At 54.7% G+C, this 25,816-nt stretch carries 22 protein-coding genes, 1 tRNA gene and 2 pseudogenes; 14 read left to right on the plus strand and 11 right to left on the minus strand.

What is annotated here, in order from left to right; genetic code table 11:
* Positions 1-226: 226 nt before the first annotated feature.
* Positions 227-1,615, plus strand: a complete 1,389-nt coding sequence (gene cysS / locus EGK14_RS07595) for a cysteine--tRNA ligase (protein ID WP_125288487.1) — start codon at positions 227-229, stop codon at positions 1,613-1,615.
* Between the two features lie 91 nt (positions 1,616-1,706).
* On the opposite strand, the gene ybcJ is transcribed toward cysS, so the two are convergent.
* Both ybcJ and folD read right to left on the minus strand, forming a co-directional pair.
* Entirely contained in the window at positions 1,707-1,919 is a 213-nt protein-coding gene (gene ybcJ, locus EGK14_RS07600; protein ID WP_125288488.1) for a ribosome-associated protein YbcJ, read from the minus strand.
* The gene (gene folD, locus EGK14_RS07605; protein ID WP_125288489.1) at positions 1,919-2,785 is read right to left on the minus strand and encodes a bifunctional methylenetetrahydrofolate dehydrogenase/methenyltetrahydrofolate cyclohydrolase FolD; all 867 of its coding nucleotides are present in this window, start codon (positions 2,783-2,785) and stop codon (positions 1,919-1,921) included. Before folD ends, ybcJ begins: the two co-directional genes overlap by 1 nt.
* Before the next feature lie 183 nt (positions 2,786-2,968).
* On the opposite strand from folD, the gene EGK14_RS07610 reads away from it, so the two are divergent.
* A tRNA-Arg gene (locus EGK14_RS07610) sits at positions 2,969-3,045 on the plus strand.
* A gap of 15 nt (positions 3,046-3,060) precedes the next feature.
* On the opposite strand, the pseudogene EGK14_RS07615 reads toward EGK14_RS07610, so the two are convergent.
* The 4 genes and pseudogenes from EGK14_RS07615 to EGK14_RS07630 form a co-directional block, all read right to left on the minus strand.
* Positions 3,061-4,224: pseudogene (locus EGK14_RS07615) on the minus strand (tyrosine-type recombinase/integrase).
* Complete coding sequence (locus EGK14_RS21845) at positions 4,119-4,448, minus strand: helix-turn-helix domain-containing protein (protein ID WP_125288490.1); 330 nt, start codon at positions 4,446-4,448, stop codon at positions 4,119-4,121. The pseudogene EGK14_RS07615 and the gene EGK14_RS21845 overlap by 106 nt, the downstream one beginning before the upstream one ends.
* Before the next feature lie 30 nt (positions 4,449-4,478).
* Complete coding sequence (locus EGK14_RS07625) at positions 4,479-4,760, minus strand: hypothetical protein (RefSeq protein ID WP_125288491.1); 282 nt, start codon at positions 4,758-4,760, stop codon at positions 4,479-4,481.
* Positions 4,761-5,422: 662 nt separating this feature from the next.
* Positions 5,423-5,650 (minus strand): hypothetical protein, encoded by a 228-nt coding sequence (locus tag EGK14_RS07630; RefSeq protein WP_125288492.1) that lies wholly within the window; start codon positions 5,648-5,650, stop codon positions 5,423-5,425.
* Positions 5,651-6,008: 358 nt separating this feature from the next.
* Between EGK14_RS07630 and EGK14_RS07635 the strand changes: the two genes are divergently transcribed.
* Positions 6,009-6,170: a hypothetical protein gene (locus EGK14_RS07635; protein WP_233598458.1), complete on the plus strand. Its 162-nt coding sequence runs from the start codon at positions 6,009-6,011 to the stop codon at positions 6,168-6,170.
* 146 nt (positions 6,171-6,316) lie between these two features.
* Here EGK14_RS07635 and EGK14_RS07640 read toward each other — a convergent pair whose 3' ends face one another.
* Together EGK14_RS07640 and EGK14_RS21740 are read right to left on the minus strand one after the other, a co-directional pair.
* Entirely contained in the window at positions 6,317-6,763 is a 447-nt protein-coding gene (locus tag EGK14_RS07640; RefSeq protein WP_125288494.1) for a DUF943 family protein, read from the minus strand.
* Positions 6,756-6,839: pseudogene (locus EGK14_RS21740) on the minus strand (hypothetical protein); the annotation flags it as partial. The gene EGK14_RS07640 and the pseudogene EGK14_RS21740, both read right to left, overlap by 8 nt.
* 972 nt (positions 6,840-7,811) lie before the next feature.
* On the opposite strand from EGK14_RS21740, the gene EGK14_RS07655 reads away from it, so the two are divergent.
* From EGK14_RS07655 to EGK14_RS07700, 10 genes are all read left to right on the plus strand, one after another.
* Entirely contained in the window at positions 7,812-8,771 is a 960-nt protein-coding gene (locus EGK14_RS07655; RefSeq protein WP_125288496.1) for a chemotaxis protein, read from the plus strand.
* A 193-nt stretch (positions 8,772-8,964) separates the two neighbouring features.
* A complete protein-coding gene (locus EGK14_RS07660; RefSeq protein WP_125288497.1) occupies positions 8,965-9,231 on the plus strand; it encodes a hypothetical protein in 267 nt (88 codons plus the stop codon).
* Between the two features lie 99 nt (positions 9,232-9,330).
* Complete coding sequence (locus EGK14_RS07665) at positions 9,331-9,825, plus strand: DUF1198 family protein (protein ID WP_125288498.1); 495 nt, start codon at positions 9,331-9,333, stop codon at positions 9,823-9,825.
* Positions 9,826-10,129: 304 nt separating this feature from the next.
* The gene (locus EGK14_RS07670; RefSeq protein WP_125288499.1) at positions 10,130-10,855 is read left to right on the plus strand and encodes a gluconate 2-dehydrogenase subunit 3 family protein; all 726 of its coding nucleotides are present in this window, start codon (positions 10,130-10,132) and stop codon (positions 10,853-10,855) included.
* Between the two features lie 34 nt (positions 10,856-10,889).
* Positions 10,890-12,659, plus strand: coding sequence for a GMC family oxidoreductase (locus EGK14_RS07675; protein ID WP_125288500.1), 1,770 nt, complete (start codon positions 10,890-10,892; stop codon positions 12,657-12,659).
* Between the two features lie 6 nt (positions 12,660-12,665).
* The gene (locus tag EGK14_RS07680) at positions 12,666-13,919 is read left to right on the plus strand and encodes a cytochrome c (RefSeq protein WP_125288501.1); all 1,254 of its coding nucleotides are present in this window, start codon (positions 12,666-12,668) and stop codon (positions 13,917-13,919) included.
* A gap of 285 nt (positions 13,920-14,204) precedes the next feature.
* Positions 14,205-19,301, plus strand: a complete 5,097-nt coding sequence (locus tag EGK14_RS07685; RefSeq protein WP_125288502.1) for an AvrE-family type 3 secretion system effector — start codon at positions 14,205-14,207, stop codon at positions 19,299-19,301.
* A gap of 11 nt (positions 19,302-19,312) precedes the next feature.
* Positions 19,313-19,717 carry a type III secretion system chaperone gene (locus EGK14_RS07690; RefSeq protein ID WP_125288503.1) on the plus strand — a complete coding sequence of 135 codons (405 nt, stop codon included), beginning with the start codon at positions 19,313-19,315 and terminating at the stop codon, positions 19,715-19,717.
* Positions 19,718-19,905: 188 nt separating this feature from the next.
* Positions 19,906-20,349: an RcnB family protein gene (locus tag EGK14_RS07695; RefSeq protein ID WP_125288504.1), complete on the plus strand. Its 444-nt coding sequence runs from the start codon at positions 19,906-19,908 to the stop codon at positions 20,347-20,349.
* Positions 20,350-20,636: 287 nt separating this feature from the next.
* On the plus strand, positions 20,637-20,834 hold the full coding sequence (locus EGK14_RS07700; RefSeq protein ID WP_233598459.1) for a hemolysin XhlA: 198 nt from the start codon (positions 20,637-20,639) through the stop codon (positions 20,832-20,834).
* A 185-nt stretch (positions 20,835-21,019) separates the two neighbouring features.
* Here the strand turns inward: EGK14_RS07700 and EGK14_RS07705 are convergent, their stop codons facing one another.
* From EGK14_RS07705 to EGK14_RS07715, 3 genes are all read right to left on the minus strand, one after another.
* Positions 21,020-21,412, minus strand: coding sequence for an RcnB family protein (locus EGK14_RS07705; RefSeq protein ID WP_125288506.1), 393 nt, complete (start codon positions 21,410-21,412; stop codon positions 21,020-21,022).
* 247 nt (positions 21,413-21,659) lie between these two features.
* Entirely contained in the window at positions 21,660-22,796 is a 1,137-nt protein-coding gene (locus tag EGK14_RS07710) for an iron-containing alcohol dehydrogenase (protein WP_125288507.1), read from the minus strand.
* 41 nt (positions 22,797-22,837) lie between these two features.
* Positions 22,838-23,218 (minus strand): hypothetical protein, encoded by a 381-nt coding sequence (locus EGK14_RS07715; RefSeq protein WP_125288508.1) that lies wholly within the window; start codon positions 23,216-23,218, stop codon positions 22,838-22,840.
* A 400-nt stretch (positions 23,219-23,618) separates the two neighbouring features.
* On the opposite strand from EGK14_RS07715, the gene pqqU reads away from it, so the two are divergent.
* Complete coding sequence (gene pqqU / locus EGK14_RS07720) at positions 23,619-25,787, plus strand: TonB-dependent receptor PqqU (RefSeq protein ID WP_370256143.1); 2,169 nt, start codon at positions 23,619-23,621, stop codon at positions 25,785-25,787.
* Positions 25,788-25,816 lie beyond the last annotated feature (29 nt).

Genomic DNA, 25,816 nt, shown 5'->3' on the forward strand with positions numbered 1-25,816 from the left:
CATCCTGTAAAGGTTGAAGGGGTGGATTTAGCTGCCGTCAGCGGAATAATCAGGCTGACAGGCGATAAAATAGAGGGCTCTTATATCACAAAATGTGATGACGAGTCAGCCCTGCCGCATAAACGGAAGCGTACCTGACCTTGCTTTGCGTGGCGCTTGCGTTAACAATACGGCAGAATATGCCTGTTACTATCACGATCGCACACGTTAAAAACGGAATGTCTCAATGCTAAAGATTTTCAATACCCTGAGTCGTCAAAAAGAGGAATTTAAGCCTATTCATGCCGGGCAAATCGGCATGTACGTGTGCGGCATCACCGTCTATGACCTCTGTCATATTGGTCACGGGCGCACCTTTATTGCCTTTGACGTCGTCGCCCGCTATCTGCGCTATTCAGGCTACTCGCTGAAGTACGTGCGTAACATCACCGATATTGATGACAAAATCATCAAGCGCGCCAACGAAAACGGCGAAACTATCGACGTGCTGACCGATCGGATGATCGCGGAAATGCACGCTGACTTCGCCGCGCTGAATATTCTGCCGCCGGATCTGGAACCTCGCGCTACGCATCATATCGCCGACATCATTGAACTGGTCTGCAAGCTGATTGAGCGCGACCATGCTTACGTCGCCAGCAACGGCGACGTGATGTTCTCTGTTGCCAGCGATGCCGATTACGGCCTGCTGTCGCGTCAGGATCTGGAACAGCTCCAGGCCGGCGCGCGCGTTGAGGTGGCCGCCGATGTTAAACGTAATCCTATGGACTTTGTGCTGTGGAAAATGTCCAAGGCCAATGAGCCGGGCTGGCCTTCGCCGTGGGGTGAGGGGCGTCCGGGCTGGCATATTGAATGTTCCGCCATGAACTGCAAGCAGCTTGGCGAACACTTCGATATTCACGGCGGCGGTTCCGACCTGATGTTCCCGCACCATGAAAACGAAATTGCCCAGTCTACCTGCGCGCATGACGGCCCCTACGTCAACTACTGGATGCATTCCGGCATGGTGATGGTTGATCGTGAAAAGATGTCCAAGTCGCTGAACAACTTCTTTACCGTGCGCGATGTGCTGAGCTATTTCGATGCCGAGACCGTGCGCTACTTCCTGATGTCGGGCCACTATCGCAGCCAGCTGAACTACGGCGAAGATAACCTGAAGCAGGCGCGCGCGGCGCTGGAAAGGCTTTATACCGCGCTGCGCAACACCGATCCGCAGGCTGAAGCCGTGGGCGGCGAGGCTTTTGAAGCCCGTTTCCGCGAGGCGATGGACGACGATTTCAACACGCCGGAAGCTTATTCCGTGCTCTTTGATATGGCGCGCGACGTTAACCGCCTGAAAACCGAAGACAGGGCGGCCGCAAACGGGCTGGCGGCCAAATTGCGCCAGCTGGCTGGCGTGCTGGGCCTGCTGGAACAGGATCCTGAAGTCTTTTTGCAAAGCGGTGCGCAAAGTAACGATGATGAGGTCGCCGAAATTGAAGCGCTGATCAAAATGCGTCTGGATGCGCGTAAAGAGAAAAACTGGGCTCAGGCTGACCTGGCGCGTGACAAGCTGGTCGGGATGGGGATCGTGCTGGAAGACGGCCCGCAGGGAACCAGCTGGCGTCGTAAATAAGCTAAAAAAGTTCAGGAGCCGACTGGCTCCTGAATGGTTTTGACTTTCTTCAACGACCGCTCGGCTTTTAAAATGCCGACGGTAGCCGACTTTACTCAGCAACGGTGATGCTGTTGCCGTTAAAGCTCACGGTCTGGCCCGCAACGATTTTACAGCGTTTACGGGTTTCTGTTTTACCATCTACCATAACCTGGCCGTCCGCGATGGCGTCTTTTGCCGCACCGCCGCTTTCCACCCAACCTTCCAGCTTCAGCAGATCGCATAAATCGACGTGGGCATGTTTACCCAGAGAAAAAGTTGCCATTATTGTACTGCTCCATCATGAAATTCTTCGCAGGCTTGCAGGGTATTCTGAATCAGCGTGGCCACGGTCATCGGGCCAACACCGCCTGGAACCGGCGTAATATAAGCTGCCCGCTCGGAAGCTGCAGCAAAATCTACGTCACCAACCACTTTGCCGCTTTCCAGACGATTAATGCCCACGTCAATCACGATCGCGCCGGGCTTGATCCAGTCGCCCGGAATAAAGTTTGGTTTACCTACGGCCACCACCAACAGATCGGCATGTTCGATATGGTGACGAAGGTTTTTGGTAAAGCGATGGGTAACGGTAGTCGTGCAGCCTGCCAGCAGCAGCTCCATGCTCATTGGACGACCAACGATATTGGACGCGCCAACCACCACGGCGTTCAGGCCAAAGGTGTCAATGCTGTAACGCTCAAGCAGCGTGACGATGCCGCGCGGCGTACAGGGACGCAGCTTAGGCGCGCGCTGGCACAGGCGACCAACGTTATAAGGATGGAATCCATCGACATCTTTTGACGGCGAGATGCGCTCCAGCACCTTAACGTTATCAATGCCTGCCGGGAGCGGCAGCTGCACCAGAATACCGTCAATTTCGCTGTCGTCGTTCAGCTTATCAATCAGCGCCAGCAGCTCCGCTTCGCTGGTGGAGGCCGGCAAATCGTAAGAGCGGGAGATAAAGCCCACTTCTTCACAGGCGCGACGTTTGCTGCCCACGTAGATTTGCGAAGCCGGGTTCTCGCCTACCAGTACCACCGCCAGGCCAGGCGCGCGTTTACCTGCGGCCAGACGCTGCTGCACTTTTTCTGCAACCTCAAGGCGCACCTGCTGCGCAATCGTTTTACCGTCAATAATCTTTGCTGCCATCAGAGAGAGGATCCATCTGTGTTAAGTTGAAACGGGAGATGGCGCCTATTCTGGCAGAAGCGCGCGCCGCTGTCAGGCACAGATTCGGCGCTGGCTGTTCAATAGTGCAGCAACAGATTGGCCTGGTAAGCAAAATCGTTGACTCGACGGCTTCGCGCCGTATAATCCGACCCTGTTCCCCATGCGCCCTTAGCTCAGTTGGATAGAGCACCGGCCTTCTAAGCCGTAGGTCACAGGTTCGAATCCTGTAGGGCGTACCATTACTTTTCAATAGATTACGCTAGATTTAATCCCACCTGATTTCCGCCTTGTGTTGTACTTGTGTCGTCACTCCCCAAAAGTGAGTCAATTTTACGCGCATGTTCGGTCAGATGGTTCGGTGCCAGATGCGCATACCGGCGCACCATTTTTATCGACTCTCAGCCACCCATTTCCTGTAAAGCAGAAAGCGGAACGCCGGACTGTATCAGCCAGCTTGCCCAGGTATGACGCAGATCGTGAAAACAGAAATGTTCAATCCCGGCCCGCTTGAGTGCCAGGCGCCATGACGTGTTATCATCACGCCGCATCTTCCTGACGGCTGCTGTTTTCGTTCCACCGTGTCTGGTGGCCGCTTTGGTGTGCACAAACACCCATCGGGAATGCTTCCCTGTCTGCTTCTTCAGCACCCTGCACGCCGTAGCATTCAGAGCCACGCCAATAGCCTTGCCCGCTTTGGCGTTCTCTGGGTTTATCCAGGCGACCTTTCTTTGCATATCCACCTGAGTCCATTCCAGATCGATAATGTTTGACCGGCGCAGACCGGTAGAAAGCGCAAACACGATTACCTGCCTGATGCTGTCCGGCGCACAATCAATCAGCCTGTTCGCTTCCTCCCGCATCAGCCAGCGTATCCTTTTGCTGATCGGCTTCTTCGTTTTGATAACCGGTGCCGTTTTTATCCACCCCCACTCATTTGCCGCCGCGCGTAGCAGCGAGCGCATGAATGAAAGGTAATGGCTTCTGGTTCCTGCACTGACCGGCTTGTCCTTGAAATCCGGCACGGGCCTCCCATCCTGTAGTGCCGCGTCATGCTGAACTTCCCATTTTCTACGGTGATTACGGTTCACCATCTTGCTGACGATTTTCTGTATTTCCTCGCTTGTGATGGTGGATATGTCACGGCCCGAGAAATGCCCGACGAAGAACTCCATCTTTACCTTGTCATCGTCAAGGCTGCGCTTATGCTCCTTTTCGTCCAGCCAGCGCAGGCAGGCATCCTCAAACGTCCGTGTCGGTAAATCTCCAATTTCATCGACCCGCCAGGCTTCTGCCTTTAGCTTGTCGTGAAGCTCTAAGGCCTGCTTCTTGTCCGCAGTGCCAGGCGAGCGCCTAACTCTTTTGCCTGCCGGGGTAAAGAAATGACAGTGCCATACTCCGCCTCTGAGGGTGATTGACATAGTGCTACTCCTTTGGCGCTATCACCCATGCTCGCCGGGCGATTCTGAGGTGGATTGGAAAGATAATCAATACAGGCAGAACGGAGTACCAGGTACTTTCCGGACGTTCCGCCAGTCTGCCGGCCGACCAGATCGCCACGCTTTATCATGTTGTTGACCGTGCACGAGGAGACTTTAAGAAATGCGGCGGCTTCCGCCAGGGTGAGCGGTTCATCATTTGCCATCGCGGCCGCGCCGGTACATTGCGATTTTCTTCATACCCACTCCTGCTTTTCAGCACGGCCGGCGCCATGAATACGTATCGTGTAATCGTGGTAAACGGGGGTGTTATTGAATGGCTCAGGCATCAGGATTTGCGGCAGCTGCGGATAATGAGCTGCCTCACTCGCCATGCGGGCCGTCTCGGCACCACCGCGACTTTGCACCAGGCTAAAGTGTCGATGGTGTTGCTCGCCGTCCTTAGCCGCTTGCCATGCCGCCAGACAATCAGCGGCAATAGCTTCCTGCTGGCGCTCGCGCTCAGGTTTAGGGCGCAACGATGCGACCCTCTGGTGAAAATTGTTGTGCGGTATGGGTGTTCCTGTAGGTTATTCGGCGCGGCGCCGGTTCCAGCTCGGATTTGCGAATGTCGTAGACGTCTTTGGCTTTTGCTTGCTGCTCAGTTCCGCGTAGAGTTCGCCACGCTTCTTCAAACGCTGGCTTCAACTCTTCGACTGACTTTACAGAACAGGCGCGGGCGGCAGTGTGAGCTGTACGGCAAGGCGGTTTATCAACTGGTGGCAGAGGGGCGGCAGGTCACGAACGAGAGCCAGGCGGGAGCGATTGAGGAGCTGAGCACTGGCGAACCTGATTTGGCTGCGGATTTTGCGTTGCAGTTGCTGAAGTAGCGAAAGGCCCAGCGAAAGCCGGGCGTAATTACCTTTTTCTCTTAAATAGGCGATCGCAGGCTATAGATGTGATGATTAAGAACGATACTATTTTCAATAGTGCATACTCATACCAGTATGTGACGACAAAAAAAGCAAAAGCGAGCGTTAACATTAAAGGCAATCGCACACAGAATATTTCCCACAGGAAATCTTGCCACCAATATTTAAAGATTTTTTTCATTGTATGAGCCTTATAATATCTACTGCTATTTACTCGTCAGTTAATGAAAATCGTGACTTAACATCTATTCGAGTGGTTATTGGTTCTATTAAAAATAGAGCATTTCTATTTCGGCGTTATAGAGTGCTGTGTAAAAAATCGGGTTGAGGATTTTTAGCCGTTCAGCTGCTTCTGCTGCGGCCTTGGCATAACCATATGCGCCCAAAACGGGTGCGCCGAATGTTGTTATTCTTGTTAATGTTGCATCCAGCGTTATTCTTAACCCTGCACTCATGTATATGGCGGACGCCACTGCATAACCTGGAGAGCGACTCATAAAACCCGCTGAAGAAAATCCCGCGCCGTATTTTATAAGAATACGCTCAATATTTTTTTCTCTCTATAGATAAATCACCAAATATGTTTTCAGTGTAAACTTCAAGCATGTATTTTATGACATCCTCTTTAATGCGGATGTTTGAAATACTATATCTTATAGACTTGTTATTAGGCGGAAAGTTGCGAGACTTCACAGAGCGGGATGGAAGGGTTTTAAATAAAGCCTTAATAAACCTTAGATCTTCTTTTTGTAGTTTTTTACAAACATCCTGATAATTTTCTGTTAAACACGAAAAATACCAGCTTAAACGCTCGACCCCATCGTATATTAACTTTCCCTGTTTGAGGTTGAGGTAATGAACCGGCTGAAAGATGTAAGCCGCCACTTCCTGAACCTATTGGAGACGTCTAAAGAAACTGGCGCAGATCAGCGCTGGATTGCCCAAGCCAAAACAGCAATGCAGCATGCCTGCATGTATGGCTGCCGGGCGGTTGCTCAGCCGGATGATGATTGCTGAGGTCATTACAAGGTGCTTTCTAACCAGAGCACATCGACAATGTTCTGAGGGGCATCGACTTGAGAATTGCTCAATGAATACGATGCCATTAAACTGTAAGACGGATTATTTAAACTCTAATGCGCTTTATGCAAAGCATCATTTTCTCATATTAAGGACACCCTGCCATCTGAGCTCTGAATATACGTTTTATCACCTATATTTATAAATGCTTTTCCATCGATGCTCCCTCTTACAACTAATGCTATGCTGTTATATACACATTTATTATGCTCGCCATTAGTATCATCAAAGCAGGTATAGTCATCAATTGAACCATCTCTGCTTCCTGTTGGTAATTTTTCATAACCGCCGAAATTCATGACGATCACTGTGAAGTTATCTGGGGTGTTGATAATATGATATTTTTTCTGAATTGAATCTTTGTTTTTCAACCACCAATTTAGTTTTCCTTCAGTAGTCATTGGTAAGTGTTCTACAAAAACTGCACCATTATCAACTCTGACTATTTTGGTTGGCCTTATAGCAATCCATACACAGTATGCTGTTATTAAAAAAATTAGAATTGCTCCAATCCTTTTATATTTAAACATTGTTCTCTCCTGTCAATGTTATAGTGGCTTCGAGATTTGTGAAAAATGGCTTTTGAGCAAAATGCTTAGCCCTCTGTAGAACAAACCATGATTATTTTTTTCGATTCCTTTCATTCAAAATCAATCCCTTTCAGGCAAATGATTAAGCATTATACATTTTCTGTTTATTAGGTAGGTTGAGAATTTTCTTAACATTTTCTATGCTAAGAGTCATTCAAGCTCACATAAGCACTCAGTAATGAACCACAGTCATGGAGTGGTCACTTTGTTAATGGGCATTTTTGGGAGCAGGTCACAAATTGAAATGAAAAAATTATATACAGAACAGAAGACTAGTTGGAAGGTTTAAATCCTGTAGGCCCATTATTTATCAAAAATTTACCCTCCTTCTCCTGTCTTCAAATTTTCTGTGCGGGACAGATTTGCGACAGACACCCGGAAAATTGCGTCAATACGGCGTACTTGCCCGGTCAAGTGGTTCGGTGCCAGATGAGCGTCGCTGTACCACCTCAATGCTTTCCAGCCACCCATTTCCCGCAGCGCAGATACCGGTACTCCGGCCTGAGCTAACCAGCTCGCCCAGATATGCTGCAGATTGCGTAAGCGGAAATTGTCAATGCCAGCCGTGGCCAGCGCTATCCGGCGGATCGTGTTGGAGCTTACCCGCATTTTTGCTAAAAAATACCATAAGCCGCCAGCCGCCTTCAGAAAATACAATGCGCTAAAAAACGGCGCGGACTGCTGTCGAACCAATCGTTAGCTAACGGCGCTATCAACCCGTACCCTATACGTCATCGTCACAACATAAAATGACTCGGTCAGCCAGCCGTGATTCATTTATTATCAGTTAATTAGCAGCCAGGCCCGACATTGATGCCCTGCGCTGCGGCTGCCTGACTTTTACGCCTGGTAATTAATTCGACTCACCCTTTTGCTGTTGCCCTGTACTTTTCTTCACCGGTGCCGATAACACTCACAGAGTGATAAGCCGCGTGCCGTTGTGCGCCGCTTACCAGCGTACAAACAGTCAGGCAACCCAGAGGTAGTAATGGATAATTTCCAGAAAGAGATTGATGAGAGAGCGAATCTCGCCTTATCCAACAAGTTTGAGCTTCTGTTATTCCGTTTAGGCTCAGATCAGAACGATGCGAAATCAGAACTTTTCGGTATTAACGTGTTTAAGCTGCGCGAAATCGTCCCAATGCCGATTATCACCAAAGCCGCAGGCATGAAATCACCTCTGCTGGGCATGGCAAATATTCGCGGCCAGTTTATTCCGGTTATCGATCTGCCCGCCGTTGCGGGCTGCACGCCGGAAACAGGCTTAAACCTGCTGCTGGTTACCGAATATGCCCGCAGCACGCAGGCTTTCGCCGTGGAATCCGTGGACGATATTGTGCGCCTGAACTGGAGCCAGATCCATACGGCGGAATCCGGTATCAGCAGCCGCAATATCACCAGCATTGCCTGCCTGGACGATAAAACCAACAGCATGGCGATGGTATTGGACGTAGAGCAGATCCTGCATGACGTTATTCCTTCCGTACGCGACGTTAAAGCCGAAGACGTTAAGGTGAAAGAGTTTAATATCAGGCCCGGATCGGTTGCTATCGTAGCGGAAGACTCTAAGGTCGCGCGCCAGATGCTGGAGCAGGGGCTAAAAGTGATGGGCATCCCTGCCGTTATGCACACCACTGGCCGTGAAGCCTGGGAAAAAATCAAGCTGATGGCGCAACAGGCGATGACGGAAGGCGTTTCCATTCACGATAAAATCGCGATGGTATTAACCGATCTTGAAATGCCGGAAATGGATGGTTTTACCTTAACGCGCAATATTAAAAGCGATCTGGGTCTGAAAAATATCCCGGTAGTAATCCACTCTTCGCTTTCGGGCAGCGCTAACGAAGACCACGTGCGTAAAGTCGGCGCCAATGGCTACGTAGCTAAATTTGAGATCAACGAACTTTCCGCCGTGATCCACAAAGTACTGGAAGAAGCCGGTAACTGATTTTTTATCCTCGGCGGTTAACAGGCCGCCTGATAACAATGACGTGCTGATAAAGCTAAATGAAAAAATGTTACTTCTTTAAATTTCATATTAACGTCAGTAAATGCCGAAAGACGCGCCGGAACGTTATTTATAGGTAAAGCAGGAGGAATAATTTATTATTCAGCCACTGTCAGACCATAAGGAGATCAGGATGACAATGCTGGAACAAATAAAAGTTCTTTATCTTAATGATGAGCAGGGTGAATTTCTCAAATACGATATTCTGGCCGATCAAACCGGACGCGCCGCGCTGGTTCTGGTGCATATCTCATTGCAGCACCAAATCGGGCAGCTGTCCTGGGCCGTCTGGACGAAAGTAGACGAGCTGAGCGTGCCGCTGGCGGAGGAAACGCCCGAAGCGGCGTTAAGGCTGGCGGTCGCGGCCTGCGTCGACCATCGCGCCAGCTGGCAAAAGTAGCGCTTAAGCTGCCTGCGGGCAGCTTTTCTACGCGGTTGCCTCGCCACAATGCTGCTGTTACTCTGACGCCCCCTGTGCCCGCAATTCCCGGTAAATAAAATGATCTGGCTGATGCTTGTGACTTTGGTGGTGGTTTTTATTATTGGCTTTCGCGTGCTGAATTCACAATCCCGCCGCGCGACCAGCGCGCTGACGAAGCGGCTGAATATCGATCCGGTCTACGTTGAATCGCTGCTCAGCCTGATGGGGTCAACGGCCGGAGAAGAGTTTGTCGCCTACCTTTCTCGCGATAACGAGGCGCATTTAAGCAATGCGGCAAGCGTGCTGCTAATCTGGCAGCTGTGTCTGGTGGATGAATCCGAGGAAAATATTGCCTTCTGGCGTGGCGTACTGCGCGAAGCCTGGCTGCCGACCGGGCTCTCCAGCGAACATGTTCGGCTGGCGCTGAAGTTTTTGCGCGAGCTGGAGCCGGACGTGCAGGAAATGCACGCATTTCGCCTGCGCTATAACGCCCGGTTCGCTCCCGATAGCACAGAGGTAGAGAACGGAAGCAATAATGTGGTATCGATTCATTCTCATTCTCATCACCACTGAATAATTTTTTCCGTCTGTTCAGCGCGGGCATTATCACTTATCTGAATTATTTTTAAGCGGTTATAAGGAAATAGTGCCTTAATCGGGCAGGAAAGTAATGGCGAAGTGCCTTTTTTGTACACAACACTCGGGTATCAATTCTATTGCAGTTTTATAACAAAGTTATAAAGCTTAACTAAAAATAATTAGAGTTTAATTTTTACATTCAGAAATACTTTTATCCATAACATTACTTTTTTTCTGGTCGATAACAAAATCTATTAACTCAAATTACATTTTATTATCATGTGAGAGTCGTAATGTTATGTTGCTACAAAAAGAAACTACCCGGCGCAAGTTTTTACTGGGGTCGCTGTTAGCATTACCGCTCGGCGAGCTGGTCTTTAAAGGATTAACGGCGGCGCAGGCTGCTGAAATGGCCGCACCCGATCTGCTCGATTATAAACCCATCTTTTTTTCTGCCGACGAATGGCAATTCGTGATGGCCGCCTGCGATCGCCTGATCCCGGCCGGTGGCAAAGGCAAGGCGCCTGGCGCGCTGGAAACCAACGTGCCGATTTTTATCGATCAGCAAATGCATGGCGATATGGGCAGCGAAATCTATATGCAGGGGCCGTTCAACCCTCATGCGCCGGCCACCATGGGTTATCAAATTCCGTTCCGTCCGCAGCAAATCCTGCAAACCGGTATTCGGCTGGTCAACAGCTGGTGCCAGCAGCAGCATCAGAAAGCGTTTCACGAGCTGGAAGTAGCCGATCGTGAAGCCGTACTGACTCAGGTGCAGAAAAACCAGATCGTCTTTGCCGACCTGGGCGAAAGCGCCCTGCAGGGATCGCAATTCTTCAGTGAATTACTCTCCAATACCAAGCATGGCTACCTCTCCGATCCGATGTATGGCGGCAATAAGGGGATGAAAGCCTGGATTGCCATTGGCTTCCCCGGCGCGCGCGCCAGCTATTTGGAATGGGTGAAGCAGCACAACGTGCCGTATCCGCTGGGCCCGATAAGCATTAAAGGCGAGCGAGCCTGAGTTTTTCTCTGATTACAGACTGGCAGGATTAAAAATGGCAACAATCAATAAAGAAGAAGTCGACGTTGTAGTCGTCGGCCTGGGCTGGGCTGGCTCGCTGATGAGCATCGAGCTGGCGATGGCCGGATTAAAAGTGCGCGCGCTGGAACGCGGCGGCGATCGGGGATATGAAGAGTTCGCCTATCCTAAGCCGGCCGATGAATACGCCTACGCCGTGCGTAATAAAGTGATGGCGACCCCGGCGGAAGCAGCGGTGACCGTGCGTTACAACATGAGCCAGACGGCGCTGCCGACGCGTAAATGGGGCGCATTTGCGCCAGGTACCGGCGTGGGCGGTTCCGGCCTGCACTGGACGGCGGTACTGATCCGTCCAACGCCAACCGATCTGAAGCTGAAAACCTATGCGGATCAGGCCTACAAACCAGGCATCCTGCAGGAAGATATGCGCATCATGGACTTCCCGTTCACCTGGGATGAAATCGAGCCGTATTACACCAAATTTGAAAATATCTGCGGCCAGTCCGGCAATACCGGCAACCTGCGCGGGCAGATCCTGGAAGGCGGCGACCCGTTTGAAGGGCCGCGCTCAGAGCCTTACCCGCTGCCGCCTCTGGAAGATACGCTTAATACCAGCATGTTTGCGAAAGCGGCGAAAAAGCTCGGCTATCATCCGTTCCCGAACCCGTCCGCCTGCGTTTCCCGTGCCTGGACCAACCCTTACGGCAACCAGATCGCGCCCTGTAACTACTGCGGCTACTGCAGTAAATACCCGTGCCTGAACTATTCCAAAGCCTCGCCGCAGACCGCCGTTATGGATGCGCTTAAGCGTATGGATAACTTCTCTTATGAAGTGCACGCCAACGTGATGAAAGTGGTGCTGCATGACGATAAGAAAACGGCTAAGGGCGTGATTTATATCGATGCGCAGGGCAACGAGTGCTTCCAGCCCGCGAAAATCGTGGTGTTGAGCAGCTTCCAGTTCTGTAACGTTCGCCTGATGCTGCTGTCCGGCATCGGTCAACCTTACAATCCTATCACCGAAGAGGGCGTGATTGGTCGTAACTACGCTTTCCTGAGCAACGGCGGCGCCACGCTGTTCTTCAAAGACAAAAACTTTAATCCGTTCGCTACGGCTGGCGCTACCGGCCAGATGATTAACGATATTTCGCCAGGCAACTTTGACGGCCCGTCGCTGGGCTTTATCGGCGGCGCGAAAATTCACAGTTCGCAGGCTACCGGCACGCCAATCAGCACCGCGCTGCCGAAAGGCACGCCGTCGTGGGGAACCGGCTGGAAAGAGGGGCTGGAAGAGTGGTACGGCCATTCGATGAAAATCAGCATTACCACCACCTGCCAGTCCTATCGCGATATCTATCTCGATCTGGATCCGAACTACAAGGATGAATACGGCTATCCGCTGCTGCGGATGACCTTCGACTGGAAACAGAACGAGCTGAAGCTGCAGCAGTATCTGAAAGGCGTGGTCAGTAACATCACCAAAGAGCTGAACCCGGACAGCTACAGCGAAAGCTTCCTGCCGATGGACGCGCATTTTGACCTGACCAAATACGTCTCGACCCATAACGTGGGCGGTGCGGTAATGGGCGATAACCCTAAAACCTCGGCGCTGAACAAGTATCTGCAAAGCTGGGATGTGCATAACGTCTTTGTGCCGGGCGGCAACGCTTTCCCGCAAAACTTCCAGGCGAACCCGACCGATACCATTGGCGCGCTAACGCTGATGGCGGCGCAGGCAATCAAAGATATCTATCTGAAAAATCCCGGTCCAATGGTACAGGCGTAAGCGACGATGAAGATTAAACATTTTTTACTCGCCAATGCCGTGCTGCTCAGTGCCGGTTCGGCGCTGGCGGCTCCGGCAGACAACGGCGAGCTGATTAAACAGGGCGAGTACCTTTCACGCCTGGGCGACTGTAGCGCCTGCCACTCGCTGCCCGGAAAACCGGCTTTTTCCGGCGGCCTGGCGATCGAGTCAAATCTGGGCACCATTTATTCGACCAATATCACGCCGGATAAAGAGCATGGGATCGGTAATTACAGCGAACAGCAGTTTTCCGACGCGGTACGTAAAGGCGTGCTGCCTGACGGCAAGCGGCTGTATCCGGCTATGCCTTATCCTGATTACGCTAAAATCAGCGACCAGGATATGCACGCGCTTTACGTCTATTTTATGCAGGGCGTGAAGCCGAGCGCGGAACAGCCGCCGGAAACCGATCTCAGCTTTCCGTTCAGCCAGCGTTGGGGCATGCGCTTCTGGAACTGGGCCTTTGCTTCCGATAAGCCTTTCCGGCCGATCGGCGGCGCCTCAGCCGAGGTTAATCGCGGTGCCTATATCGTCGAAAGCCTGGGCCACTGCGGCAGCTGCCACACGCCTCGCGGACTGGGTATGAACGAAAAGGCGCTCGACAGCGGCGACAAAGATTTCCTTGCCGGCGGCAGCCTGAACGACTGGGAAGTGCCTTCGCTGCGCGGCTTACCGCGCTGGACGGAGCAGGAAACCATCGATTACCTGGCGACGGGCCGCAACGATAAGGCAGCGGTAGGCGGCGAGATGACCTCGGTGGTGGAGCACAGCACCTCTTATATGAGCGAGGCAGATCTGAAAGCGATCGCGGCCTATCTGAAGTTCCTGGGCGGCAATCCTTCACTGCCTGCCGGTGACGATAAAGCGGCAGGCGCGACGGAGGCTAAGCTGACGGCGGCCAAAAACCTGACCACCGGCGAGCGCCTCTATCTGGATAACTGCGGCGCCTGCCATTTTGTGACGGGCAAGGGCGCGCCTGGCGTCTTCCCGCAGCTGGATCAGGCCACTATCGTTAACGCAGGCGATCCGACGGGGCTTATCCATACCATTCTGGCCGGCGCACAGCAGCCTTCAACGGCGAAAGCGCCTTCCACGCTGGCGATGCCGGGCTTTGCTGCCCGTCTGAACGACGAGGAGGTCGCGCAGCTGGCTACCTTTATCCGTCAGGGCTGGAGCAATAAAGCCGCTGCGGTGAAAGCCGACGAGGTGAAAAAAGTGCGCGAAACGCTGAAGCACTAGCGGTAACAGGAGAGGCGCAACGCCTCTCCTTTTTTATGCCTGAACCGCCTTTCCCGTTATATCAGAAAAAAATCTAACGTTATGCAGACCACTTCTCCGTACTTAGCCAACTGACGTCTTTAATTTATATATCAATTAGTTAATAACGAGCGCCAGGCTGCATTGTTTGCGTCAATCATCAATATGAATAATCCATGACATCGGGAACTCCACTGTATTTTCCGCCACTTAGCTCGGGTATCAGACGTTCCGGCTAATCAGACGTACCGGCTAAGGAGATATAGCGTGCTATCGGGGATTAGAACAGCTTTCGCATCAGCATCAAGCAGCGCACAGCGCACCACTTCATCGCAAACCCGTCATGACATGCTGCGGCAGCAGGATGCTTCGCCCAGCCAGCGCGGCGGTGGCACGCTACAAAGCAGCGTGCCACCGGACTCCGCGGGTTTGCAGCAGGGCAGCGCGGCGCGTGCGCCCGGCCAGGGACGTTTTCGCGCCTTTAGCCATCTTCCGCTGTTTAAGAAAAACCACGCCCGCGCGACGATAGCCAACCCGGAAAGCCATCCGCTGCGTCCGCTAAACCCGCTGGACGTTGCCATTCCCTCTATAGCCGAAGGCGCGCTGGAGCAGGAGATTATGACAACGCTGGCCGACCGGCTGGCGCATCAGCCGGAGGAGAAAGGCTCGCTGGGCGTGCAGCTGACCGCAAAGCGCAATGCCGCTATCGCCGCGCCGGCGGGCCGTGACGCTCAGCGCGCGCTGCTTAAGCAGACCGTCGGCCATCCCAAAATGCACTATCAAAGCGTGGCGGCCAATAAAAACGACCAGCAGCACGCGTTGCTGAGCGACGAAGGTAAGCTGTTATCGCTGCACTCATCGCGGGATACGCTGGTCGGCGTGGCCCACAGTAAACCGGCCTGGGCAAGAGAAGAGACGCCGGGCAGCGCGTTTCCCCGGCGTAAAGCGGCAGAGGTCGTTGACCACCAGCTGACGTTCAGCGAGGACGGCAACAGCGTGCAAATTCGGCGTAGCGATGCGCCCGGCGGACAAGCAGCCGAGGTAAAGCTGCCGGATGCCGCCGTGCTCAGCCAGCTTACCGGCGTGCATCATCAGGCGACGCCGGACGGCAGCCGCGCATTTCGCCTCAGCGACAACAAACTTTATCAGCTGGCTTCGCATGAAGAAGGCTGGCAGAAGATCGACCTTTTCGACGACGGTAAAGACCAGTCGAAGCTGTCACGTCAGGGCGATAACTCGCTTTATCTGATCCATGATGATTATCACCTGCATCATTTATCGACACAAACGCAGAGCGTGCGCTTTGCCGATAAGATTGGTGGCGCTTCCGTGGCGGCGGATGGTCAGGCAATCGTGCTGCTTGCCAGCGAAGAGAGCAAACAGCAAAGCATCAAGCTGCTGCCGCGCATCGACAGCCCGCAAACGCAGCACCGTACGCTACAGCCGATACCGGCTAAAACCTCGCTGGCCGCGGTGGCGCAGACCGACAGCCTGGTTATCGCCGCCGATCATCAGGGCCGGCTGCTGGTGGCAAACCGCCCCGGCGAGGCGAACGAGCTTAATTTTGGCGACGCGCAAAGCCTGAGCCTGCGCGACGCGCTGCATCAGCAAATCGCCGACGCTATCGGCGACCGCTTTCACGTACAGAGCCTGCTGTGCGGCGAAGACGGCCAGCTGCATGCGGTGGTAAAAGACGGCATGGACAGGCAGCATGCTATCGCGCTAAATCCTGATGCGGACAGGCCGCAGATGGCCTCCGGCTGGAACCTGAGCGACAGCCTGGTGGTGGATTACCAGAAAGGCCTGCCAAAACCCACGCCGGCCCGTACCGACATTGTTTCCATCGGTGCCAACGGCAAGCTGGCGCTGCACGACGGCAAGGTACAGTTTTTTAACGAACTAACCAGCAGCTGGGAAGCGACGGAGGTCAAAGCCGACCAGCTGCGTGCCGGGCAGGACGGCCAGGCCTGGGCGCTGAAAGATAACCAGCTGAAAAGGCTGAAGGTCAACGTAGCCAGCAACAAAATCAATTTTCAGCAGAATACCTTCGCACTGCACCAGGTGAAAAAAAGCGTCAGTGAGGAGCTGGCAATGCCCGGCCTGGATAAAAAACAGAAAACCGTCGCGGCCAGCGCGCTGGACGACGGGCGTTTTGTCACGCTGGAAGAGCAGGGCGATATCCATTTTCATCACGTTGATACGGAAAGCCGCCGTAACAAGCGGCTGCCGCAGACGCTTTCGCGTCAGGCGCTGAGCCAGGCGATGAATCAGGCCGGTGCGGTGCTGAGCCGTCTTCCTGAGGTTCAGCTTGAGCATAAAGCCAAAGATATGGTGCTCGGCCCGGAAAATCGCCTGTTTATATTGAGCGATAAAGGCAAAGTTTTCAGTCTGCCTGCCGAGAGCTGGCAGCAAGGAAAAGTTACCGATATGCAGGCGGAGCGGCTGCCTGCGCCGCTGAAAGATGAACCTGGCGAAGCCGCCGAGGCGCTGCCGGTTAAATTTTTTGGCAACCAGAAAGGCACGCTGCTGCTGGAGAGGGATAATAAACAGGTACTGACGCGAGACGAGCACGACTGGCATCCGGTTTCCGCCGATATTTCTGCAGGCGTGCACGATACGGACAATCAGGCCGATCGGCATTTTGAACGACTGAGCGCCGCCACGCGCGATGCCAAATTGGGTAAAACCGGTCTTACCTACAAGCGCGAGGTCAACACCTTCGGGCAATCCGGTCACGACGGGCACAAAGTTCATACGCCTTTTCGCACGCGTCTCAGCACTTTTGTGTTCCGTCCCACGCTGGAGACGCCGCGCCCGCTAAAAAACCTGGGCAATCTTGTGCAGCATGCACATGGCGGTCGTCAGGGCCTGACGGCGATCTATCAGCAGCAGTCGCAGCAGCTGGCGGCGCTGACGCAGCATCTTAAACGTCAGCCGAAGGGCAGGGCGGAAGAGCCGCTCAGCCTGAAGCTGAAAACGCTGGCCGCGCGGGAAGATCTGCCCGGCTGGTTCGGCGAAATGCAAAAATTCAATACGGTACTGGCAGACAGCGCCGCGCATCAGGCCGGCCTGCTGCGGCAACACTATGGCGGGCAGAGCAGCGCGGGCAGGCGGCTTGATAAGCTGACCGGCAGCCTGAATCCGGCCAGCAGTCAGGGCGGCGATCTGCTGAACAAACTGCAACAGCTCTTCGCTTTACATCCCAGCGGCAAAGGCAATCACGCGCAGCTTGCCCTGGCGGCGATGCGCGACAGCAGCGTCACGCTTTCCTGGCAAAAGCCGACGGAGGCGATCCCGGCAGGGATAAACCGCGACAAGCACGATCCGATGGGGCTGACGAAATCCCGCCTGATCCTCGACGGCCTGACCAACGTCAAAATGCATGATTTAACAACGCGCCTGACGCACGCGCTGGATTTACAGGGAGAACCCCGTGAAAAAGCGTTGCAGGCGCTGGGGAGAGAGTTCCGCGAGCTGCGGGATGATGAGTGGGAAAGCAATCCCCTTAAACAACTCACCGGGCAGGGATTTACCGGGAACGACAGGCTGGAGGCCAACTATGACGCCATCAAATCCATGACCAAAGCGTTCAGCAAAGCGAACCACGCGATGAACGTCACTACCCGCACCGTGATGCAGGCCGAGGATCAGCAGCTGCTTGCCCGCAGGCTGGAAACCACGGTGCTGGACATGGATAAGGGCGAAAGCCTCTCTTTCAGCCGGGCTTACGGCGCGGCAACCACCATCAGCGCGCTGCCGGGTTCACAGGTCATTGCGGGCGTAGGCGGCAGAGGCAGTCTGGATCGTGGCTACAGCATGAGCCTGACGCGCGGCGAAGGCGGCGTGACCGTCAGCTTCGGGCGCGACGGCGGCGGCGCGTTAACAGCCTTTACCGGCCTGGGCTACAACCTGCTGACCGGCTATATGAAAGATCCGGCGCACGATGTCGCCGTCGATCAGCAGCGCAATCTGGCGCCTGCCGTTCGGCTGGGCGGGGTTTTCTCCGTCACGCCGCTGGATCTAAAAAAGCAAAACAGCGTCAGCTTCGATATTACCGAAGCGGAACTGCCCGCTTTTATCAAAGGGCTGACGGAGGGCACGCTCGATCCGCTGGCGCTGCTCAACCGCGGAATAAATCACAGCGTGAAGCATGGCGAAGTGCTGAACGTCAGCCTGGACGCGAATGCCGCGGCGCTGGCTTCGGCGGGTGTGCCGTTGACCAGCAAAGATGAAAAGGATACGCCTGCCAGCTTCCGCGTGGGCGGCGGCGCTTATGCAGGTGTTAACGTGCTTTCCGGCACGCGGGAAAGAGGCGGAACCACTAAAGAAAGCAGCAGCGCCATTAGCCGCAGTAACAACCGCCCGCGCGGCCTGAACAAAGCCAGCGTGGGCGTAAACTTTGCGTTGCCGACCGGCGTACTGATTAAGGGCGAAACGGGCCGGACGCCGATGTTCGCCGGGCCGGCCGCCAGCGTGCAGCTTTCGATAGATAACAGGACAAAGCAGAGCCTGGCAATAGAAACCAAAACGGCCCGACCGCTGGCGGAAGTGCATATCGACAAACTAACCGAAACGCTGGGAAAAAAATTCAGCGATCCGGCTACGGCGGCGCTTATCGCGTCGCTGAAAGATAAAGATGATGAAATACCGCTGACGCCCCGGCAGAAGCTGGACAAGCTGGACGCGCATTTTTCGCCGCGCGAACTCCGCGAGAAAAGCAACGAACAGCAGGCCGCGCTGCGCGATCTTGATAAGCATCTGCGGCAGCAAAGCGCGGCGGAGCGGGGGCAAAAACTGCTGCAGGGCGGCGAATACCAGACAACCTATGCCAACCTGAGCAAGGTTGACAGCAACGGGCTGTGGCATCAGCTTTCGCATCTGCTCGACGGCAGCCTTAATGCCAGCAACGCCAATAAAATGCGCGAGCTGATGAAGGACGATCGTCAGCTGCAAAGCCTGATCGCAGCGCTACAGGACAACGTCAGCACCGAGGCCACCGTTACGCTGGAGCTGAAGGATGAGGTACGGGAAAGACTGGAGCAGCGCTGGCTGGAGCAGGGTAACAGCCCGGAAGAGATGCGGGCCGAGCTGACCAACCGCGATAACCTGCGGCTTAAATCCATCGCTTTCACCAAGTCGCAGGTAAAAACGGACGGCTTCGCCACGCCCGCTTTTCTGCTTGGCGGTGCCAACAGCGCTTCGGTTTCCATGAAGCGTAACCTCGGGAAAATCAACTTCAGCTACGGCGAAAATCAGGATAAGCCGGTCAATTATGCGCTGGAAGGGCGTATCGCCAAAGCCACGACGGAACTTGCCGGCGCGCTGCGTCGGGGGCAGGAACAACACTTTGTGCTTAAAAGCTAACGGAGACAGGCATGAACGCAACAGAGCAGCTTAATCACTTTTTGGCCGGGTATGGCCGTCGCCTCAATCTTAGCCTGGGCCTGAAAAACGGCGTGTGCGCGCTGATGCGCAACCGGCAGGAGGTGGCCATTATCGAGCTGCCGCCGGACAGCGACTGCGTGATTTTCCACCGCAGGCTGGAGGATCTGCAAAGCACTTCGGAAAGTCACTTGCGCACGCTACTGGCGCTAAACTTTGAGATGAATGCGATGCGCGGCTGCTGGCTGGCGATGGATGGCGACGACGTTCTGCGGCTTTGCAGCCAGCTGCCACTGGCCGCTCTGAACGTCACAGGCTTTAGCGCAGCGCTGGATGCGTTTATTGTGCAGGCGGACGAGGTCGGCGAATTTTTGGCCGAAAGTCATCACGCCGCCTGACTTAACGCAAATTATTGCGGGTCGGCGGATCCACAATTCATTCACAGTGTTAAGAAAGGGTCAGGACGAGGTAAAGTACCGTAATCAAAGATTTTTTAAGACAGTTAGCGATATTTTTAAGGCCAGGGTTAGACGATAGTGTCGTTTAACGGTGCGACAAAAGCCGTGAGCAAATCGAGGATATAACCATGAAAAAAACGACCCTGGCGCTGTTGATTGCCGTATTTTCAGCAAGCTCGCTCTTCTCAACCGTTACTCAGGCCGATGGCCCTCCGGGACAGGCGTGGCACCATCAGGGCGGACATGAAGGACACGGCGGCCCGGGCGATCGTGACAGGCCTGGGCGTGGCCCGGATCGCGGCCCCGATTTCGAAGGTCACAGAGGTCATGGCCCCGATCGCCATTTTGAAGAGCGCGATCGTTTTGCCTGGCAGGGGCATGAATTCCATCGCGGCCAGCCGCTGCCGCCTCGCTTCCGCGGTGACGATTACCGGGTAAACGACTGGCATGCTCGCGGTCTGCATGAGCCGCCGCGCGGCGAGCGCTGGGCCTATATCGACGGTAACTATGTGCTGATCGCCGCTGCGACAGGCGTCATCACCTCTATTCTGCTGAACAGCGCTTTCCACTAAAGTCACTTGCCGACATCGCAGGGTGTCGGCATAGTTTCGCGCACTTCACGCACTTCACGCACTTCACCCGTTTGCTTTTGTGCCTTTCACCAAAGCAGACCGCTGCCTGAATCCTGCTATCCGCTGTCCAACTGATGCAATCCCTTCTCTTTGTTGCAGGAATTTTCATGAATATTTCAGAGCATTGCCGCATTTTCCTCGCAAAAAATAGCCGGTGTTTTTTGTTCACGCTCTACGATCGCATCAAGGCTGGCTTAGGCTGAAGGGATAAAAAAGTGGAGCAAAAGATGAAGCTACTGGAAGGGAAGGTCGAGACGCGGCTGATTGACGTTGCCGTTATCAAAGCGAACCGGGCCACGAAAGTCGATATAGAAAGCGTCAGAAAAGAGCTACATTCCTCGCTCAACATGCAAACCATCTGGCTAATCGCCGCGCTGTTTATCATGCCGGGCGTGGGGTTGGGCGTGGCTGTGCTGATTTTTTAGCAGGCAGCAGGGCGGACATGGGCAGGCTGCTTTTAAACGGGCATCGAACCTACGTGGCAAGGCTATGCTTACTCTTGTTGGTCGGTTAATGCTGATGCGCTTATCCTGACCATCTCAACAGGGATAAAAAAGGGCTGCCCAAAAAAGACAGCCCCGATCGGTCTGGCAAGGCAGAGTAACTGCCGTTAGTGATGCGCGATCACCGAGACGATTGCGCCAGTCGCGATGGCAATCAGCACATAGTTACCGTCAATGTTTTGCCAGCGATGGCCCGCCGGTGGCGCTTTCAGTCCGCGTTTGTGCCAGTCGTTTACCTGATAGCCTTCGCCGCGATATTTTTCCGGCAGCGGGCGGCCCTTGCGGAATTCCGGATGCGCTGCCTGATGGCGCTCTGCCGGATGCGCATTGTGCTGGGGATCGCGATGCTGTTCTGGTTGTGCATTGCCGTGCGACGGATTGCCGTGCTGCTGCTCATGCTTAACCGGCGGCTGGCCGTCCTGTCGTGGCCCTTCGGCAAACGCGCTCAGGCTGGTGGCTAACAAAAGCGTGGAGAGGGCAATAGCGCCTGACTTTTTCATTTTCATTTCCTTGCGGGTCTGATTTTTTCTGGTCGATGGCGTTAATCTGGAGGGCTGGCGGGCGCTTAACAATATCATTATTCTTAAGAAGCAGGGGCTTAACACTTAATTTACGCTTTGCAGGCAGAAAGCTGACAGGCTTTGCCGCTTGCGTCGGGCACGAGCGGCAAAGCTCGTTCTTGCAAAGGGCCGTATCGGGCCCGCCGCGCTTCCCGTGCGCGGCGGTAAAGCGGGATCCTGGCAAATATCAGGCGATATGGAACGCCTGCTCCAGCATAAAGCGCTGCTGCGCCTCGCTGTACTCGATCAACGCGTTTTTGCTGTTGGCGCGTGCCAGGATCCACTCGGCCTCGGCCTGCGTGAGCGGCGGCGGATCCTGCCAGAAAGGCGTGATGGCTTTATCCTGTAGCCATGAGGCCAGCATACGCGCGGGCGGCAGCGTAAAACCGGGAAAAAGCGCGACGGCCAGCTCGTCCATCAGCTTTTGCTGTTGCGCATTGTCGCTGTCGTTCAGCAGCTGTAAGAACGGCAGCAGCAGACGCCCGCACACTTCGCCGTGGTGATAGTCTTTGATCGCGCCCAGCTCGCCTGCAATACCGTGGATTACGCCCAGCCCGGCCATGCTCAGGCTCAGCCCGCCCTGCCACGAAGCAATCATCATCTGTTCGCGCGCCAAATCGCCCTGTTCGCCAGGGTCGTTCAGATAAGGCCATGCGCTGAGAAAAGCGCGCAGGCCGCTAAGGGCAGCGTGACGGCTGAACAGATTGCCTTTGGCAGACAGATAAGCTTCAAAAAGATGGGTGAAAGCGTCGATAGCGCAGCAGGCCAGCACGCGGTCCGGCGCGCCGCGCAGCAGATCGGGGTCGAGGATCGCAACGTGCGGCACAAAATTGGCGTGACGCAGCGAAGCCTTCACTTTGATATCGGCTTTATCCGTCACCACCGCGTTTTGCGTCGCCTCGCTGCCGGTTCCGGCCGTGGTCGGTACCGCAATCACCGGCAGCGTGTTGCCGCTTATCGGCGTATCGCCCACCTTTTCCAGATAGCGCAGGGTATTTAGCGGATGCTGGCTCACGGCGGCAAAGGCTTTAGCGGCGTCCAGCACGCTGCCGCCGCCAATTGCCACCACGCGCGCGGCCCGATCGCGCCAGCGCGCCACCCAGCCATCGATTTCTTCAGGCGATGCCTCGTGGCGCACCACTTCAATCCCGATCGACAGCGGCTCCAGCTCGGCTTTTAGTTTTTGCCAGGCTTCGCCCTGTAAAAACGAATTGGCGCAAAACAGCAGCGTCGGCTGCGGATCTTCGCTTAGCAGCGGCACCAGCTTGTTCAGGCTGCCACGGCCGAAAAAGGTTTGTCGGTTTGCTATCTGACTGACCATCATTTCTGTCCCTCGGCACTTAAAATAAAAACAGCTTTGCGCATTCAGATGGCGCGCGCAGGGCAGCTGAAGGTGATCATCCTGTCCTGCTGCTCGTTGATCACGCTAAAGCGGGTATCGGAAAGCCGCTGCGCCAGCCAGCCCTCTCTGGTCACGGCAGAAGGAATATATTGCTGTGGGTTGCTGGAGTAAAGCTCGCCGCTTTCCAGCTTCAGCTTGTCCATAGTGACGTGAAAAGAGGTAAAGCGGTCGATAATTTTACCTTCGGTATTACCCAGAACCTGGCCGCTCAGCGTTTCGACTTTACCTTCGCAAACCATGCCATTATTGTCGGATGAACAGGCAGACAGCAGCAGCGGAGCCGCAATCAGTAAAGCCGTCGCGGGGAAAAGGTCGGAGAGTTTTAGTGGATCCAGCCAGCGCATGATATTCCCTTAACAACGGATAATGGCCTAAGTATAGCCTTCGCTCTGGATCCGCTTTGTAAAAGCGCAAAACCGCACAAAAAGCGTGGTCAAGCCGCGTCGCGCGGGGATGTAACAAACCTATTATCATTTTGTGGCTTATTGCTGAATCAGTTCAGCCAAATCTTTAACAACGGTTGCAAACAGGTTATTGAGTGCTACAATCCGGACGTTTTTGATACTTTCATCTTATTCTCAGCCTGCGCACGGGCACGGGCGGAAGGCGCAATTACCCTTATTTTGCAGGGGATTAGCAGGCAAGTTTCAAAACAGCTTGTATACTTTTTCTGCGCTGGCGTTTTTATCGACAGCAGAGAAGTTTTATCGGGCGTCAGGCTGCACGCATTCTGACAACGAATTGATCAACCGAACCAATCCTGTGAATAGAAAATCTGCTCTTTTATTGACGCCGCTGCTCCTGCTTCAGCCTGTGACCAGCCATGCACAGCCTGCCGCCGCGCAGAAGGATGCCGCCTCCTCGCCGGAGAACTCGCTGATGGTCATCAAACAGCGCAGCGGGCTTTCTGAACTGGATACGCCAGCCGCCGTCAGCGTGGTCAGCGGTCAGCAGCTGCGCAGCAGCGTGCCGCAGGTAAATCTGTCAGAAACGCTGGGCAGCGTGCCCGGCCTGCAAATTCAGAACCGACAGAACTACGCACAGGATCTCCAGCTCTCCGTTCGCGGCTTTGGCAGTCGTGCCATGTATGGCGTGCGCGGCGTGCGCGTTTACGTTGACGGCATCCCCTCTACGATGCCGGACGGGCAGGGCCAGACCTCTAATATAGATATCAATTCGGTTGATAAGGTTGAAGTGCTGCGCGGCCCTTACTCCGCCCTTTATGGCAACGCTTCCGGCGGCGTGGTCAACATCGACAGCGAAACCGGCAGCCAGCCGACCACCTTAACCGCAGGCACTTATTACGGCAGCTACGGTAGCTGGCGCAACAGCGTTAAAGCGAGCGGTGCAACCGGCGACGGCACGCATGCGGGCGACGTGAACTATATGATTTCCGGGGCGCGTTTCACCACGCATGGTTTCCGCGACCAGAGCGGCACGCAAAAAAACCTGGGCAACGGCAAATTCGGCGTGCGCATCGACGATGTCAGCACGCTAACGCTGATGTTTAACAGCGTGTCGGTGGATGCCAACGATCCCGGCGGCCTGACCCGCGACGAGTGGAAAGCGAACCCTCGCCAGTCGCCGCGTGGGGAGGCCTACAATACTCGTAAGAGTCTTGACCAGACCCAGCTGGGCCTGCGCTATCAGCGCGAAATGAGCGATAGCGATCGGCTTACGCTTACGGCCTGGCACGGCGAGCGTCACACCACGCAGTATCAGTCGATCCCCGTTGCCGTACAGAAAAACCCGGCTTACCCAGGCGGCGTGATCGTGCTGGAACGTAAATATTCCGGCGTGGATACGCGCTGGCAGCACGACGATCGGCTCGGTTCCGTGCCGTTCAGCCTGATCGGCGGCCTGGATTATGAAACCCTGACCGAACGTCGTCAGGGGTTTGAAAATTATCGTATCGATAACGGCAGCACGCTGTTGGGCGAGAAGGGCAGTCTGCGCCGCAACGAAAAGAACGTGATGTGGAATCTCGATCCCTATCTGCAAACCAGCTGGGATCTGACCTCAAAATGGACGCTGGATGCCGGACTGCGCTACAGCACCGTCAGCTTTGACTCCACCGACTATTATATGACCACCGGCAACGGGGACGACAGCGGCAGCAAGCGCTATCACAAGCTGTTGCCGATGGGCTCGCTGAACTATGCGCTGACCGATGCCTCCAATCTTTACTTCTCTGCCGGTCGCGGTTTTGAAACGCCGACGATTAACGAGCTTTCCTACCGCTCCATCAGCGGCAGCCAGACCGGGCTGAACCTGGGCCTGAAGCCGTCAACCAGCGACACCTTCGAGCTGGGCAGCAAAACCCGCATCGGCTACGGTTTATTTACCGCCGCGCTGTTCCAGACCAACACCGATAACGAGCTGGTGGTGGCGCAAAGCAGCAACGGTCGCGCCGTGTATAAAAACGCGGGTAAAACCCGTCGTCGCGGCCTGGAGCTGGCGCTCGATCAACAGTTCGCCGAAAACTGGCAGCTGAAAATGGCCTGGACGCTGCTGGATGCTACCTACCGCAACGAAACCTGCGATAGCGGCGGCAGCTGCACGCCTTCCGGCAATCGCCTGCCGGGTGTGGCGAAGAATATGGGCTACGCTTCTTTAGGCTGGCTGCCGGAACAGGGCTGGCACGCGGGCGCGGAAGTCCGCTATATGGGCAGCGTTCAGGCCGACGATGAAAATGACGCTAAGGCGCCATCCTATACCGTCGCCAGCCTGAATAGCGGCTATCGTTTTAACTGGGATAAGTGGTCGCTTGATACCTTTGCCCGCGTCGATAACCTGTTTGACAAAGAGTACGTCGGCTCGGTCATCGTTAACGAAGGCAACGGACGTTACTACGAACCGGCGCCGGGACGGAATTACGGCGTCGGCGCGACGCTCACTTATACCTTTATGTAAACTCTAATCCAGAACAGCCAGCCGTCGGG

The sequence above is a fragment of the Erwinia sp. 198 genome (genome assembly GCF_003937915.1).
Taxonomy (GTDB): Bacteria; Pseudomonadota; Gammaproteobacteria; order Enterobacterales; family Enterobacteriaceae; genus Erwinia; species Erwinia aeris.